The sequence below is a fragment of the Emergencia timonensis genome (assembly GCF_900086585.1).
GTDB lineage: Bacteria > Bacillota > Clostridia > Peptostreptococcales > Anaerovoracaceae > Senimuribacter > Senimuribacter timonensis.
This window is the reverse complement of the sequence record NZ_FLKM01000008.1, coordinates 565,109-580,229: the sequence shown is the minus strand read 5'-3', so window position 1 is coordinate 580,229 and position 15,121 is coordinate 565,109. Positions and strand designations below refer to the sequence as shown.

Annotated in this window: 14 protein-coding genes; all 14 read right to left on the bottom strand. The window is 48.6% G+C overall.

Going from position 1 to position 15,121, the window contains the following annotated elements; all coding sequences use genetic code 11:
- Positions 1–261: 261 nt before the first annotated feature.
- Positions 262–1,470 (bottom strand): M20 family metallopeptidase, encoded by a 1,209-nt coding sequence (locus BN6539_RS03945; RefSeq protein WP_067534203.1) that lies wholly within the window; start codon positions 1,468–1,470, stop codon positions 262–264.
- Entirely contained in the window at positions 1,470–2,213 is a 744-nt protein-coding gene (locus BN6539_RS03940; protein WP_067534200.1) for a hypothetical protein, read from the bottom strand. Before BN6539_RS03940 ends, BN6539_RS03945 begins: the two co-directional genes overlap by 1 nt.
- Positions 2,214–2,231: 18 nt before the next feature.
- The gene (locus BN6539_RS03935) at positions 2,232–2,933 is read right to left on the bottom strand and encodes a DUF5058 family protein (protein WP_067534198.1); all 702 of its coding nucleotides are present in this window, start codon (positions 2,931–2,933) and stop codon (positions 2,232–2,234) included.
- A 118-nt stretch (positions 2,934–3,051) separates the two neighbouring features.
- Complete coding sequence (locus BN6539_RS03930; RefSeq protein WP_067534196.1) at positions 3,052–3,885, bottom strand: helix-turn-helix domain-containing protein; 834 nt, start codon at positions 3,883–3,885, stop codon at positions 3,052–3,054.
- A gap of 83 nt (positions 3,886–3,968) precedes the next feature.
- Positions 3,969–5,144 carry a M20 family metallopeptidase gene (locus tag BN6539_RS03925; protein WP_067534192.1) on the bottom strand — a complete coding sequence of 392 codons (1,176 nt, stop codon included), beginning with the start codon at positions 5,142–5,144 and terminating at the stop codon, positions 3,969–3,971.
- Entirely contained in the window at positions 5,134–5,886 is a 753-nt protein-coding gene (locus BN6539_RS03920; RefSeq protein WP_067534189.1) for a hypothetical protein, read from the bottom strand. Before BN6539_RS03920 ends, BN6539_RS03925 begins: the two co-directional genes overlap by 11 nt.
- A gap of 21 nt (positions 5,887–5,907) precedes the next feature.
- A complete protein-coding gene (locus BN6539_RS03915) occupies positions 5,908–6,609 on the bottom strand; it encodes a DUF5058 family protein (protein ID WP_067534186.1) in 702 nt (233 codons plus the stop codon).
- Positions 6,610–6,815: 206 nt separating this feature from the next.
- Positions 6,816–7,649: a MerR family transcriptional regulator gene (locus BN6539_RS03910; protein WP_067534183.1), complete on the bottom strand. Its 834-nt coding sequence runs from the start codon at positions 7,647–7,649 to the stop codon at positions 6,816–6,818.
- Between the two features lie 11 nt (positions 7,650–7,660).
- Positions 7,661–8,500, bottom strand: a complete 840-nt coding sequence (locus BN6539_RS03905) for a MurR/RpiR family transcriptional regulator (protein WP_067534174.1) — start codon at positions 8,498–8,500, stop codon at positions 7,661–7,663.
- 17 nt (positions 8,501–8,517) lie between these two features.
- Entirely contained in the window at positions 8,518–9,456 is a 939-nt protein-coding gene (hpdA, locus tag BN6539_RS03900; protein ID WP_067534171.1) for a 4-hydroxyphenylacetate decarboxylase activase, read from the bottom strand.
- Positions 9,449–9,718 (bottom strand): 4-hydroxyphenylacetate decarboxylase small subunit, encoded by a 270-nt coding sequence (gene hpdC / locus BN6539_RS03895; RefSeq protein ID WP_067534169.1) that lies wholly within the window; start codon positions 9,716–9,718, stop codon positions 9,449–9,451. Before hpdC ends, hpdA begins: the two co-directional genes overlap by 8 nt.
- Positions 9,719–9,722: 4 nt before the next feature.
- Positions 9,723–12,356, bottom strand: a complete 2,634-nt coding sequence (hpdB, locus tag BN6539_RS03890) for a 4-hydroxyphenylacetate decarboxylase large subunit (RefSeq protein WP_067534167.1) — start codon at positions 12,354–12,356, stop codon at positions 9,723–9,725.
- 9 nt (positions 12,357–12,365) lie between these two features.
- Entirely contained in the window at positions 12,366–13,595 is a 1,230-nt protein-coding gene (locus BN6539_RS03885) for an MFS transporter (protein WP_067534164.1), read from the bottom strand.
- Between the two features lie 95 nt (positions 13,596–13,690).
- A complete protein-coding gene (locus BN6539_RS03880) occupies positions 13,691–15,121 on the bottom strand; it encodes a sodium:solute symporter family protein (protein WP_067534161.1) in 1,431 nt (476 codons plus the stop codon).

The following is a 15,121-nucleotide window of genomic DNA, read 5'->3' as shown; positions in this document are numbered from 1 at the left end:
CTATTGCCAATGTTTAAAAAAGCAGGGCATTGTATATGAAGTCTTTGAATCAGAACACATTATCAGGCTCCTGAGAATGTAAACACAGTATGAATACTTGATGATAAACAGACAACGAGACCGGAACGCATTGATCCGGCCTCGCTTTAAATCTCCTTATCAAATTCACTTTCTACGACGCGTTACGAGCCAGCCATAGGCTGGGGAACACAGGCATAAATTCAATTTCGCAGCTCGATTAACATCTTGCTGGACAGAATGTCATACCGGCAAAATTGAATCTACCTTCTCTGTTTCAAATTCTTTTTTGATTGCTGCCAGATGGGAAGGATCCGTCAGCAGTTCCACAGCCGTCATCGCAAAAGCTTTGACGAATTCGATTCCATTGGCCAGAGCTTCTGACGAGCAGGCTTTCTGTGCAAACTCCACAGTGTGAGCGCCGTAGTGACCTCCGCCAGCCAGCGGCCCCATGCCGCACATCAACTGTACTGCCGGGCATTCGTAGCTGACATCGCCCAGATCTGATGATCCTGGCATAACCGCTCTTCCCGCACGCAGAATCTCATGTCCCAGCTTCTCATATTGGTCACAGACGAGATCAGAAAGCACCATATTGCTGTCCGTATCCTTGAAGTCTTCCTCCGCTTTGCTGACTTTGTACGTACAGCCGGTGCCTTTCGCCGCGCCTTCTGCACAGGCGATGACTTTGTCCAGTAATTCTTCCACATACGCGACCTTGTTGCCCCTCACATAGAACAGCGCTTCCGTATAATCAGGAATGATGTTGGGCGCGACCCCTCCGTTGAGAATGACGCCGTGGAGCCGTGCGTCTGGTTTCGTCTGCTGACGCAGGGCATTGACCATGTTAAAGAAGTTGATCATGGCATCCAGGGCATTGATGCCCTCATGGGGGGATGCTGCAGCGTGCGCCGTTTTGCCAAAGAATTCAAATCTTCTCGCATATACCGCCATGGTATTAATGGAACTGCCATTTTGTTCAAACGGATGTGCCATCATCGCAACATCGTATTCCTTAAACGCACCCTTTTGTGACATCTCCACCTTTGCCCCTTGAGTTTCTTCCGCCGGCGTGCCGATGACGTGGATTTCTCCGCCGTATTTATCGACAAATTCCTTGATAACTATGCCAGAACCGACAGAAATCATGGCGATCAGATTGTGTCCGCAGGCGTGGCCGATTTCCGGCAATGCATCATACTCTGCAAGCATGGCGATCTTCGGACCCGGCTTCGTCCCTTTATATACCGCCTTATATGAAGTTTCGATTTCACAGAAATTTGCTTCGGTTTCAAATCCATATTTCTCAAGCAGTCCCATCTGCCACTTGCAGGCCTGAAACTCCTTTCGACCCATCTCAGGGTTCCCGTGGATATCCAGCGCCAGTTTCTTGAGTTCCGGCGCCAAGTCATCAGTAATTTCTACAATTCTATCAAAATCTCTCTTTTCCATTATGCGTGTTCCTCCTCTGTTTTCTTTTCTTCTTCTGGCATTTCCACAGTGATGATGCCCTTCTTATACATGATCTTCGTAATGACATATACGATAGGGATACAGATGACCATGACGAATCCCTGTCCCAGATCATAATAATCAGGAATGATCAGGTACAAAATGATGCACAAGGCGAAAGGGAAGATTGCTGCAAGCAGTCTTTTCTTTACGATTACACCGCCGCCCACATCGTTGCTGAGGAAACTCAGAACCAGGCAGCCGAACAAAGCTGGCAGAACATAACCTGCAGCAGTTGAAACGGCCGGAGACGACAAGAACGGCTCCAGCGGCGTCATCAAAAGCATACCGAGAAGCAGCATCACCAGGGTCACCAGAGAGGATACAGCTACAGCAAGTCCTGTAATGGCATCAGCGGCCTCCGTCCCTGATTTGACGTTGGCTACTTTCAACGCGTTGAGGGCTGCTGGCAGTTTCAAGTTCAGAATATTTCCTGTTACATTGGCAACATAGTAAGAGGACCCCATGACAGGGATTTCACCAAAGGCCTCCGCCACCCCAGTCGGGATAAAGATCGCACATAAGCCCCCGGCTGCCAGAAGCAGGTCGCCGATTTTGGGCATGATTCCATAATATAAGCAGACGACAAGAGGCACACCGCAGAACACCAGAATCGATCCCACGGTAACGAATTTACCCAATCTGTGCATTTTGTCGTAGTAAGTATTTCCACTAGATTTCATTTTTCTCTCCTTTCCCTGCTAAAACAATCCGTCATATACCACGGACAACGCCATGGCGCCGATCAAGCTGAACGCCAGTGTAAACTGATTGAGCCAGTCGGCCTTCGCCACTTTTGCAATCCCTGTGATCAGAATGGCGATTACTGCGCTGCTGGCAAAGGTCAGCAGACTGACGATGCCGCCAAAGATCATCGGTACAATCAGGGCGCATAATAGCGCAGTCATAAAGACGGTCTGAGAGACAGCGCCCCATTTCTGATCTTTATCTCCCAGCTTTAAAGTGCCCAGATGCACTTTTTTTGCAAAGAAGATATTAAAGAGCAATGTTACGGTAATTCCGATGCACATTGCCCATGCCATCAGTCCGAAGGCATAAGCATCTGCAGTCGCTACATCCAGTCCCAAAGCCTTCAGCGCCAGATTAGCCGACATCAACTCGTATGTAACAGAACCCAATACTGACAATCTGAACCAGGCGTAGGGCAGGCCGATGACAACCGCCAGGGTGGCCAGCCCTGCTACGATGGCAATAGATGGTACGATGGAAAAGGTCGCCGACGACTTTACAACTGCGTTGACAGTCTCCTTGGCGACACCCACTTTGATAGCGTGCCTGTAACAGACTACCATGTAATACAGCGTAATTAAGACGACGAGAATAATTCCGACAACGACACAGCCCCATATCAAGCCGCTGTTTGCAATATCTTGAAAACTCATGGATGATTCCTCCTTTTACATTTTATAAGAATTTTCTGTATACCTTATTTTAAACCCTGAACCAGGTCAAGGGTCAATACAAAACACAAAAAAACTGTCTGCAAAATCAGACAGTTTTTTACTCCACCGGAATCCACATTTCGGTATATTCCACGCCGGCATCTCCTCTGTTTTCCAAAGCAAGAATGCGGAGGAAGGGCGGCGCGATGATTTTCAGGTGATTCGTGTCGATAAAATCATAAATTGGCTTGATAGAAGAATAATCGATATTGGTATAGTCCATTCCTATGATATGCACACATCGTCTGGGTGGGATGATTTCGAATTCTTCCGCAGGGAAATCAGGTTTTTTACTGATTCCCTCATAGTCAGACGCGGCCACGATGTAATTGCAGATTTTTTGTCTTTGGGCACGGTCGATAAAGCAGTTATACAATTCCATGTCGTCATAGCGCTCACTGTCGATCAGTATCCCCAGCAGCGGCAAGGTGGAAAGCTGCAGCTTTTCAAAAGCGTCCATCGTTTCTTTCATGGTCGTTTTGATATCTTTGATGATAAAGGCCGGGGATTGTTCCATTGTGACCACGCCATATCTTTCAGCACAGTCTTTCAGCTTCGCCTTATACCCTTTGATCATCCGCCTTTGATTTTCCAACTGTCTGATCTGCGCTTCAATTTCACGTTCTGTTTCGCTGACCACTTCCAGGGATTCTTCCAATGATATGTTGGAAGCCATTTTTTTAATATTTTCAATAGAAATGCCTAAGCTGCGCAATCTCATGATGTAATCCATAGAGATGAATTCTTCTTTATTATAGGTGCGATAGTTGTTGTCGCTCTTTTTTTCCGGTTTCAGCACACCTTTTCTGTCATAGAACCTGACAGTGTCCACCGAAACACCGTAAAACTTAGCAATTTCTCCCACTTTATAGTCGTCCAGCTTGTATTTCATAGCGGCACCTTCCGTCATCTAAATGTTATAATTGTAATATAGCATTTTTGAGACGAAATGGCAAAGGTTGAAGGAAATCTAAATCAAGGCCTTCTGCTGATTTTGTCAAACTCCGCTTTAATTTTCTTCAGTTCTTCCGGTTTGGTCATCAGTTCAATGGCGGTAAGGACGAACCCTTTGATAAATAACAAACCTTTTTCAATGGCTCTGTCGCCGCCCGCGGCTTCTGCAAATGCCGCAGTGTGAGGACCGCCGTCTGCCTCATCTATGATTGCAAAGGTGTTTTGGATGGCAGGACAGCGATAGCTGACATCTCCCAGATCCGAAGAAGCTGGCAAAGGCGCCGGAGATGGCGGCACCAGATCCAGTCCCAGAGTTTTCATCTGCCTTGCATTAAGCGCTGATAAGGTCAGATTGCTGTTGGTATCCAGAAACTTTCCTCCTGCCGGGCCGATTTCTACCGTGCAGCCCGTACCTATTGCGGCAGCCTCTGCACAGCGGAGAACCTTCTGGCAGAGTTCCTCCAGATAGTCGATCTTTGCCGCTCGCGCTTCAATGATCGCCTCGCTGTAATCAGGAATGATGTTTGGCGCTTCACCGCCCTTGGTGATAATCCCATGGATGCGGGCATCCTCCTGCGTCTGCTGACGAAGTGCGTTAATCATATTGAAAAAGTTAATGACCGCATCCAGCGCATTGATTCCCTCATGCGGGGCACCCGCAGCGTGAGCTGTCTTGCCGTGAAAGCTGACCTTATAGGAGTCAATTGCCAAAGTGTTCATAGATTCCGCATCCATATGGGAAGGATGGCTCATCATGGCGACATCCATATCGTCAAAGGCACCGGCATCTGCCATAATTACTTTTCCTCCGACAGATTCTTCTGCCGGCGTGCCAAAGACGTGGATCTCTGCGCCATACGTGTCGGCAAATTCCCTCATGGCGATGCCTGCACCGACTGCAATCATAGCAATCAAATTGTGGCCGCAGCCGTGTCCCAGACCGGGCAGGGCGTCGTACTCGGCCAGCATGGCGATTTTCGGCCCTGGTTTGCTTCCTATATAAGATGCCTTGTAGGCGGTGTCCATGCCGCAGTATTTCTCTTCGACAGTAAACCCATATTTTTTGAGAATCTCCACCTGCAATGCGCAGGCTTCATATTCTTCCAATCCAAGTTCAGGATGACAATGAATTGCCAAAGTCAGTTCACGTAATTCCTGACTCAGCCCTTCTACGATTTCGTCCACTCTATACTGCATCTCTCTCCTCTCCTTCCTGTTCCTCTTTCATTTCTACTTTGATCATTCCTTTTTTGTACATGATCTTGGTAATGGCATATAACAGCGGAATACAGCCGATGATGATGAAACCCTGGTACAACTCATAATATTCTGGAATGATGTACAAATACAGCGCAGCAGCGATGATGAAAGGGATAATCAGCGCTTTCAGGTGGCCGTGGAAAACAGTGCCGCCACCTGCGTTTTTGCTGAAGATGGAGAGCATCAGACATCCAAATAAAGCTGGCAGGACGTATTGCGTTGCCGTCACTACCTGCGGCAGTTCCAAAATTGGCTTCAGCGGTGTCAGAAGCAGTGCGCCGATGGCGATGATGATCATGGTGGTAAGGGAGGACACGGCTACGGCCACGCCTGAAACCGCATCGGCTTCCTGGGTTCCCTGTTTGACATCTGCAATCTTAAGGGCGTTGAGCACTGCCGGCAGTTTCAGATTCATGATGTTTCCCGTGATGCTGGACAGATAAAAGGAAGTTCCCATGACGGGTGTATCGGCAATCAGTTCTGCAATTGCCGCTGGTATAAAGATGGCCAGCAAGCCGCCGGAGGCCAGAAGGACATCAGAGATTTTTGGCATAATACCGTAAACCATGCAGACGACAAAGGGCACGCCGCAGAACACGATCAGGGTGATAAAGGTCATCCATTTTCCTAGTCTGTGCATTTTGTCATAATACGTTCTTGCATCTGGATAATTGTTCATTTTTATTTCCTCCTTATATATTTAAAATAAGCCGTCAAAGAATATGGATGCTGCCATGGCGCCGATCAGGCTGATTGCCAAGGTGAAATTACCAATCCACTTCATGTTAGTCTTCTCGGCGATGAAGGTGATGAAAAGTCCCAGGCATGCGCTGGTAATCAGTGTGAGCAGGCTGGCGCCGCCGCTTGCAATCATCGGCACGATCATGATCAGAAACAGTGCATTCATAAAGACAGACTGTGAAAGCACGCCCCATTTCTTATCGCTGCCGCCCAGCTTCTTGAGACCCAGATGTACTTTTTTACACATGAAGATATTAAACACGTTTCCGATGGTAATACCCAGGCACATCGCCCACATGACCAGTCCAAAGGCATACCCGGTGGCATTGCTCAGGTTCAGTCCCAGGGAAGACAGCGCCATGTTGGAAGCCATCAGCTCATAAGTTACCGAACCCAGCACGGAAAGTCTGAACCAGGAATAGGGCAGTCCGATGACCGCTGCCAGGGAAATCAGCCCGGCGATGATAGCGATAGACGGTACGATGGAAAAAGAGATAGAAGACTTGATGATTCCCTTCATTTTTTCCTTCGATACGCCACAGGCGATAGCATGGTTATAACTCTTTCGCAGATAGAGAACGGATATGGCAACCACAGTCAAAAGCCCCACTGCTACGCAGACATATAAGACGCCGCTTTGAGAAATTTCTTTAAAACTCATAATAATTCCAACCTTTCATGATTTCAGATTTTTTTGTTAAATTAAGATTAAATCTTAGTCCTAGTCAAAGGTCAATAGCAAAAAAACAGAAAATCCAGCCATTCTTCGGCTGAATTTTGCGTAAATTCTCTTTATTTTCTATTACAAAGACCCTGTTTCCGCCCTGATTTCTCAAAACTTTTGACCAAATCCAAGGTTTTGAGAATCTAATCTTCCTCGATGAAATACCAGCATTCGTAATAGTCTGCACAGTAAACACCTTTGCTTTTGGCCAGCAGAGTTCTGTTTAAATTTTCCCCTGTAAGTTTGAAGCAATGCGCCTTTGCATATTCTTTAATCCTATAGTGAAAATGATATTCCTGCTCCGGCAGCGCCTTGATAATGGTATGAATACCTAGTTTTGACGGCAAAATGGTGAACTGGTCGTGGGGAAAATCCGCTCGTTTTGTAATTCCTCTGTCATCCTCCTGACTGATATAATAGTCCGCCACAGAGGCCCTGGTTTCAGCTTGACTGGCCATCTTCATCGTTTCCGGTGCGAAGGCATTGCTTCCATAAACAGTCAGCATGGGAATCGTGTCCAGCTGGAGAGCGTCAAATAATTCATTTGTCACTGCAATGCCTTCTTCGATATCCCTTAGAATAAATACCGGGCTTTCACACACCGTAATCTTGTCCAGATGAGTCTCGATGGCCTCTACGGATGTGACCAATTTCTCCGTCTTCGCTTTTAAACCCGACAGCCTCTCTAGTTCTTCTTCAATCTGCTCTATCTTGTGAAGGCAGTATTCCCGAGTTTCTGCAATGCTGAAGTCGCCTGTTATCTTTCTAATGTCAGTCAGGGGAATTTCCAGCATCCTAAGCTTGACGATATAGTCCATCATGATCATGTCGTCTCTGCTGTAGATGCGGTAATTGTTCTCATCGTTCTTTTGAGAAAGAAGAACACCTTTTTTGTCGTACAGCCTGATGGTATCCGTGGACACTCCGTAAAATTTGGCCAGATCCCCAATCGTATAATTATCTGCTTTTATTTTCATCGCTTCACCTATCACATGCAGAAGATGTCTTTGTTCTTCCAGAGTCTCTCGTCCTCTTCCAATTGCGCCTGTACCTTTTCCGGATCTCTCTCCGCCAGACAATTGACGATGACGTTGATCATGGCAATGGTGGCCGCATTGGTGTAGTCGATGGCCACACCCTTGACTGGCGACAGTAACGTGTAATCGCAGGCGCAGGCCAGCGGATTCGTGGCATTATCTGTAATTGCCACAGTCTTCGCACCCTGCTTTTTCGCATACTCTGCCGCAGCGACAACTTCCTTTACGATTCTCTGGCTGCTGAACGCTACTAACACATCGTCTTTGCCAATATTGGTGAATTCAATCTTTTTGGACAGCCCGACGCCTTTTACTTTCCGACGTTTCATCCCTAGTCTGCCCAGATAGTAAAAGAGGGCGTCGACAGCTATTTCGCTGCCGAACATGGCGACCATGTATACCGTATCACTTCTTTCTATGGCGCTGACGACTTTGTTCAGCATCTTCTTGTCCAGCAGGGTTTCCATGTTGGAGATATTCTGCACATCCCGTGTAATGGATGCTTTGACGATATTGCCGCCTCCTCCTTCCAAAAAATGTCTGTACATATCCTTGGGGAAAGTCATTCTCTGATAGCGGTCGCGCAACTCTTTCTTAAAATCAGCAAATTTTTCGTATCCTAGTTTTTGAATCAGCCGAGTAATAAAGGTCGCCGAAACATCGTATCGCTCCGCCAGTCCGATTCCGTTCAGAAACGCGGTCTTTTCAATATCTCTGGTAATCTTTTCAATAATCGTGCGCTCTTTTTTCGTCAGGTTTGCCTGTTGAATCCTCTCAGTAATACTGCTCATAGTGCAATCCTCCTGCGTCAGTAATTTACATCCTCGGCAATATAGCAGGAGAGCCCTCTCTGCGAAAATAACTTCTGCATCTCTTGCAGTTCTTCATCACTGGGAACCTCAGCATCTCTATAGTCATATCGCTCCCCCAGCTGGCTCCATTTAGAGTCGCCCATCCGATGAAAAGGAAGAAGGTTGATTTCCTGCAGTCTTGTCTCTTCCATAAAGTCTATTGCTTTTTGGATATTATCCTTACTGTCATTATACCCCTTAATCACCGGAATCCGCAATATGAATCTTCCCCGCCACTGAGACTGCGCAAGCGCTTTGATGTTGGACAAAATCAGTTGGTTGGATACCCCTGTCTCTGCTCTGTGCATTGTTTCGTCCATATGCTTGATATCTATGAAAGCAAAGTCAATATACGACATGGCCTCTAAGAAGAAGGCGGGTTCTACAAATGCAGTAGTTTCCACTGCAGTGTGAATGCCTGCTGCTCTGCATCGTTTCAGCACCTCCAGGATAAACGTTTTCTGCATCAGCGGTTCGCCGCCAGAAAAGGTGACCCCTCCGCCAGTCCAGTAATTGCGGTCGCGCGCAAGAATTTTCATCAGTTCTTCAGGATGATACCATCTGCCTGAGAGCCGCAGTGCCTCCTGAAAACAGCTTTGTGCACAGCGAAAATCCTCACAGCTTTCGCAGAAGGTTCTGTCGATGGCAATTCCCTCGTCGCACTTGCCGATTGCCTTTCTGCTGCAGGCATCTATACAGCGCCGGCAGCCTTCCTGGTCAGCGCGGCATTTCTGTCTGCTGTACATCAGCCGCTGCTTGACCTTCCAGCCTTCTGGGTTTGCACACCACCTGCATTGAAGAGGACAACCGCTTAAAAAAACGGTCGTCCTGCTTCCTGGGCCATCGTGGACGGAAAAACCCTGTATATCAAAAATGAGACCTTTTTCGTCATTCATCTCGCTTCTCCACATAGCTTTCACAGGTCTTTGCAATCATTTCCCCGGAAATCCAATACGGAGCGCCTAAGCCTCCGCACACTCCCATATCAGCTTCCTCACCAGCTTCATAGTGGCGGCAGAACTTGCATTTTGGCTTTCTGACAAAGCGGGGGCACCCATCACCATCGAAAGGGACAAACTGTTCGTCGAGGAGGCACAGTCCCTTCATCACATCCACACTTTCACAGTTCAGACAATCACTATGCTTACATTTTTCCATAGTCCTACACTCCTTCATATTCTGTACGAGCGATAACCTCATCCTGAATCGGTTTGCCGATTTCAACCCAATACTGGGTGAAACCTGCCACGCGCACCATCAAGTCTCTGTAATTTTCCGGCGCTTCCTGGGCCTTGTGCAGCGTCTTGTTGTCGATCACGTTAAACTGGATGTGGAAACCGCCCCTTCTCAAGTAAGACTGCGCCAGGTCAGCCAGGTGTTTTGTACCAATGTCCCCTTTGATCGCGTTTGGATGAATCTTCAAATTCATCTGCGAGTTCTGGGACTGACTGTGGTCCCAGCCCGTAGCCGACTCAAAGAGGGCGTAAGGTCCGTTTTTGTCCGTTCCCGGGAAGGCTGACATGGACGCATCGGCAAAGGTCGTCTCTGACAGCCGTCCGTCCGGCGTGGCCATACATCCTGAACCAAGGAGGCCATGGCTGGATACGGAAATCTGACAGGCGTACATCTTCTTGCCAAAGAGAGACTCAAATTTTCTTGCCGTACTGCAGATCCAATCCTCGTAATCGTAAAGAATGGTGTTGGTGTAATCGTCATCATTGCCGTACTTATTTACAGCCAGGCAATCACCCAGGATCTGATCGTACTTTGCTCCGTCCGGTTTCCGTCTCTGCTCTGTGATGGACGCGTTGTGATCCTCGGTTTCCGACGGCTCATAATATCCGAAATTATCTTTAAGCGCCTGTTTCATCTCCTCCAAGCTGTATTTTTTCTCTTCATAGACCAGCTTTTTCAGGGCAGCCAGAGAGTTGACCATATTGATGGTGCCCGTGGTTTCGATATTATAGGTAGCGTTGTAGCGGAATCCCATATCCCCAGCGTGATGGCCTTTCTCCAGGCAGTCCGGTTTCAGGGTCGACTGCCAGATTGGAATGTTGACCTTCCGCCAGATATCGTGCTGGATATTGCAGCACTTTCTCTGCACCTCGATGATGTACTCGTAATATGCCTGATACTGTACCCAGAGTTCTTCATAGGTATCGAGGGATTTGTTGTGAGGCGGCAGAATCTGCAAGTCGTTCTTGAGGTCTTTTCCGTTGAACAGGGTCAGCATCAGAACCTTCGGGTTAGAGATAAAGTGTACGCCAAGGGAGGTGGAATTGCTGGCGCCTACAGGGATTTCATAGGTCTTCCCGTTCAGAGTCAATTCTTTCCAGCATCCCGGCGCTGTCTCCAGACAACCTCCGATAGAGAAGGCTCTCGCCTCTTCTACGGTCATGCCCTCTTCCCCATACTGCTGCATCAAAAAGTCCGTAGCAACGCGGTTGTTCATCCAGGCGGGATACCCTGTACCCGTCTTTACCACCTCTGCACACTTGAGGACAAACTGTTCCGGCAGTCGCTCATCCCACAGCACACTCAACGTCGGCTGTGGAGACGGCAGTCGCTTTCCCGCCTCAAGAATCAGCTCTTCCAGTCTGTTACAAGCTGGCAGGCCCTTTCTCGTCAGACCTCCCACGCACAAATTGTTAAACGTGTTGCCCATGAGCACGCTGTTTGAACCGGAGCTGACAAAGAGGTCGATAGCGGTGAATTTGACACGCTGCAGCTCCAGTAGTTCCAGAACCTCGTCTTCCGTAATTCTCCCCGCTTCAATATCCTGCTCATACCAAGGCCAGAGGACCTGCCCCAGTCTGCCTGGCGCCACACCAGAGGCAACTTCTTCGTTCTGCAGGCCCAAATGAGTAAAATAGGTCAGCTGCAGGGCTTCCCGAAAGGTTCTCGGCGGTTTATGCGCGACCCAGCGGCAGATGTCTGCAATCTGCTGGTATTCTGCCTTCTGCTGCTCTGATTCTGTCAAAGGAATCCTGCGCTCAGCCTCTTTGGCATAGTTTTCAATCCATTTACCGATACCTCTCGTCAGAATCGCAACGGATTCGTAGTAGTAGAGGCGATCCATGCCTGTCAGGCCGTCTCCGTCAGCATTGCCTGCAACCTCTTTCGCTCGCTCCTCGCAGAAAGCAATGATGCCGTCCAGACCGTACTGGAGCGGATAATAATAGCTGACCACATCCCGTCCTACGGGAACCGTATAGGCAGAATCCGCTCTGGACGTCAATGTTCGTTTCAGATTGTTTTTGACAGCAAATTCCGGCACCCATTTGCTGTGACGCTCACCGATTTCTTCCACTGTCTTGCCCGACCAAAACTCTGTAATCTTGTTGAGCACTGGCACTTCCTTTGCCCGCAGGCCGAACTTTCCGGCCAGGGAAATGATGCCCGGCTGGTCTTCCGTCACGTTGCCGCCGCCCATGCCGATCTTCGCTTTGGCGTCCACCGCGTTGCTGGCCATGGCGTCCTCTTTATATTTGCCATAAAGCTCACTGCTCTTTGATACGAAAAAGGATTGAATCAGCCACGGCATGGGAAAGGTTCCCCGCAGATAACCCGTCTTGGCTCCCACCAGCAGTTCGCCGGGATAGATGACCGGGGTATCGTGCTCAAAGGCACAGGCCAGGGCCTTGGCCCGCCGCACGAGAGGGAGTTCCCCCTCCTCCTCGTTGAATTTTCTTGTATACCAGTACGTCCATTCCATGGAAGTGGAGGCCATGGAGTGATAATACATATCCATCAGTTTTACCGCTCTTTCCGTCGGCGTATAGTCATCTTTCCTCATATTCCCCTCCTAATATCTTTTCTTCTTTAAAATAACGATTCCGACTGCCAGGGCTGCCGCCAACAGCAGCGCATATATGATGAACGCCAGAGTATAACTGCCGTTGATGTCGTAAATCAAACCGGAAAGCGGCGGTGCCACTGCCGGTCCCAGAAAGATAAAAAACGTGACCAGCCCGTAAATGCTGGCGTAATCTTTCGGACCAAAGGTGAAGATCGTGATCATCGGACAAAGTACAAAGGTCGCAGCCAGAGTACAGCCGAATACGACGACCGACAGGTAGACGATTGCCTGGTTTTTGGCAAGCTCCATCAGCAATATTCCAATTATGGATACTATTACCATTATAACATAATTTTTTCTCGTTCCAAGGTGATCGTCGAGAAATCCAAAGAGCACCTTGCAGAGAGCCATAGACAGGCTAATCAGGCTGACAAATACTGCAGCCTTTCCCGGACTGTAGCCGATATCTGTAAAATAGGCCTGCGCCTGCGAAAAGACTCCCTGGCAGCTGGCGCTCAAAGCAAAGGCGATAAAACACACACCCCACAGTGCTGGAGTTTTCAGAGCTTCACTGCGCATGATGCCCTCTGGTTCTGCATAGCTGACCTCCTCACCCTCTTCTGCCGTCAGTTCAGATCCAAGCGCTCTCATCCCGATATCTTCCGGCTTATATCTGTACAAAAAGATCATTGGCAGCAGGCATAAAATGGAGAAAAGTCCCAGCCAACGGTATGCCGCCTGATATCCAAGGGCTACGATCAGCTTGCTGGCGACGGGGTTGAACAGCATGCTGCCGACTCCCGAGCCGGTGGATGCGATGCCGATGGCGGTTCCCTTGCTCATGTGGAACCAGTTGTTCATAATCACGCTGACCGCAATCATGCCGGACAACGTCGAGCCGATGCCGATACCCAGTCCCAGGACATAAAATAAAGTGATACTCTTGGCCCAGGACAGACAGATCCAGCCAAGAGCCATGAATACCGCTCCGCCCAGGGTGACGATTCGCGGGCTGAACTTGGTATAAATCTTGCCGACGAAGGGGCTGAGCGCCATGGAGGATACGGAAACAAACGTGATGTATAGGGAAAACTGCCCGCGGGTTACGCCAAGGGCTTCTGTCACTGGTTTCAAAAACTGGCTTGCTGAATTAATCACGATGCCTGTGCCGCCCATGAGCATCAGAAGACTTGCGCCGCAGAGCAGCCAGCCATAGAATATTTTTTTATTCTTCATAACGTTTCCTATCTTTATTAGCACATAATGTCTGGCATCGCTCTATTGGCAATGCCAGACACTGTTCGTTCTTACTATAATTTTTCGTCTATTCTCTAAGCGACGTGTTGATCCTGCTGTACCATCGGGAATTTATTCTTATCCCTCGCACTGAATGCAGCAATGGTCACGCCTGATACCACATAGGCCGCAAAGAGTCCCATGTCAGCATTGAAGCCAAAGATGCCTAAGCCCGCCAGGAAGCAGATGATTCCCACGATAGCGCCAGTAATCATGCCGGCATAACAGCCTTTTGGCGTTGCTCCTTTAGACAGCACTGCACAGTATAGAGGAATGATCACACTGCCCATATACGGATAGTTAAATAGAATGATTGCGTCCAAAATATTTGTCAGCTTAAAGGTGATCAGTACGCCCAGAATGCTGGCGATGATAATAGTCCACGTTGCAATGCTTTTGCTGTGCGGAAGATCTTCAAGCTTTGAATCTGGGTGAAGCACCTTGTTGTACAAGTCCTTTGAAAAGGATGCCCCCATGCTCAACAGCAGGCAGTTACCTGATGACATTGCCGCTGCCAGAACTGCCGTGATGACGATGGCTCCCATGACCGGTCCCAGGATTTCGCCTACGGTATAAGCGAAGATACCGTCACTGCCAACGTTCGGGAACAGAATACGACCTGCGGCTCCCACAGTAGAAGCCAGGGTGCCGATGACGATGGTGATGATGCCTCCCCAGACACAGCCCCATTTTGCGGTCTGCCAGTCTTTTGACGACTGGTATCTTAGAAAAGCATCATAGGATACTGCGATGGATACCAGCATCGGTGAAATCATGTAGATGAACTTGGTAAACATGCCGCTTGGAATAAACGGCGTCACGTAGACTGCTTCAAATGGAGAAACACCTGCTTTGGTCAATGCCACCAAGGCTGTGATTGCAGCTACTGGCACGCCGACCATCATGATGATGACCTGAACGGTATCGCCCACTACGACGGACCACATCCCGCCCATGGAACTGTAGATCAGGATGACACCTGCACATACGACTACGCCTAACCAGAATGGAATGCCGAAGGCAGATAAAATGCTGCCGCACGCAAGAAGCTGTGCTACAAAGATTCCCAGCATGGACGGCACGTTGCTGAACCAAGCCCATGCGCGAACCCGCTTTTTGTTGCCATAACGAAGTTCAAAATAATCCATCGGGACGACCGCTTCTGCCGCCCTCATCTTTGCTGCGATGAACAGACCTGAAAAAATGCATCCCAGTCCGCATCCCAGCGCATAATACATGCCCGGCCATACGCCAGAGTCCGCGCCTGTAGTGGCGCCTCCGACAACGACACCTGATCCAATTTGTACTGCTGCAATTGTGCAGGCTGTCATCAGTAGTCCTAATTTTCTACCAGCTACCAGATAGTCATTTACTTTTTTTGCTCTTCTTTTTGCCCAGAAACCGATTCCAAGAAGCACTAACAGATAAATTGCAGCTACTACGAGTATGTAATTTTTATGTTCCAT

What these genes read in the sequence shown, in the direction of transcription:
- BN6539_RS03945 (WP_067534203.1), bottom strand. Translation starts at nt 1,470, where the DNA reads ATGGAAAAGAGAGATTTTGATAGAATTGTAGAAATTACTGATGACTTG.
- BN6539_RS03940 (WP_067534200.1), bottom strand. Translation starts at nt 2,213, where the DNA reads ATGAAATCTAGTGGAAATACTTACTACGACAAAATGCACAGATTGGGT.
- BN6539_RS03935 (WP_067534198.1), bottom strand. Translation starts at nt 2,933, where the DNA reads ATGAGTTTTCAAGATATTGCAAACAGCGGCTTGATATGGGGCTGTGTC.
- BN6539_RS03930 (WP_067534196.1), bottom strand. Translation starts at nt 3,885, where the DNA reads ATGAAATACAAGCTGGACGACTATAAAGTGGGAGAAATTGCTAAGTTT.
- BN6539_RS03925 (WP_067534192.1), bottom strand. Translation starts at nt 5,144, where the DNA reads ATGCAGTATAGAGTGGACGAAATCGTAGAAGGGCTGAGTCAGGAATTA.
- BN6539_RS03920 (WP_067534189.1), bottom strand. Translation starts at nt 5,886, where the DNA reads ATGAACAATTATCCAGATGCAAGAACGTATTATGACAAAATGCACAGA.
- BN6539_RS03915 (WP_067534186.1), bottom strand. Translation starts at nt 6,609, where the DNA reads ATGAGTTTTAAAGAAATTTCTCAAAGCGGCGTCTTATATGTCTGCGTA.
- BN6539_RS03910 (WP_067534183.1), bottom strand. Translation starts at nt 7,649, where the DNA reads ATGAAAATAAAAGCAGATAATTATACGATTGGGGATCTGGCCAAATTT.
- BN6539_RS03905 (WP_067534174.1), bottom strand. Translation starts at nt 8,500, where the DNA reads ATGAGCAGTATTACTGAGAGGATTCAACAGGCAAACCTGACGAAAAAA.
- hpdA (WP_067534171.1), bottom strand. Translation starts at nt 9,456, where the DNA reads ATGAATGACGAAAAAGGTCTCATTTTTGATATACAGGGTTTTTCCGTC.
- hpdC (WP_067534169.1), bottom strand. Translation starts at nt 9,718, where the DNA reads ATGGAAAAATGTAAGCATAGTGATTGTCTGAACTGTGAAAGTGTGGAT.
- hpdB (WP_067534167.1), bottom strand. Translation starts at nt 12,356, where the DNA reads ATGAGGAAAGATGACTATACGCCGACGGAAAGAGCGGTAAAACTGATG.
- BN6539_RS03885 (WP_067534164.1), bottom strand. Translation starts at nt 13,595, where the DNA reads ATGAAGAATAAAAAAATATTCTATGGCTGGCTGCTCTGCGGCGCAAGT.
- BN6539_RS03880 (WP_067534161.1), bottom strand. Translation starts at nt 15,121, where the DNA reads ATGGAACATAAAAATTACATACTCGTAGTAGCTGCAATTTATCTGTTA.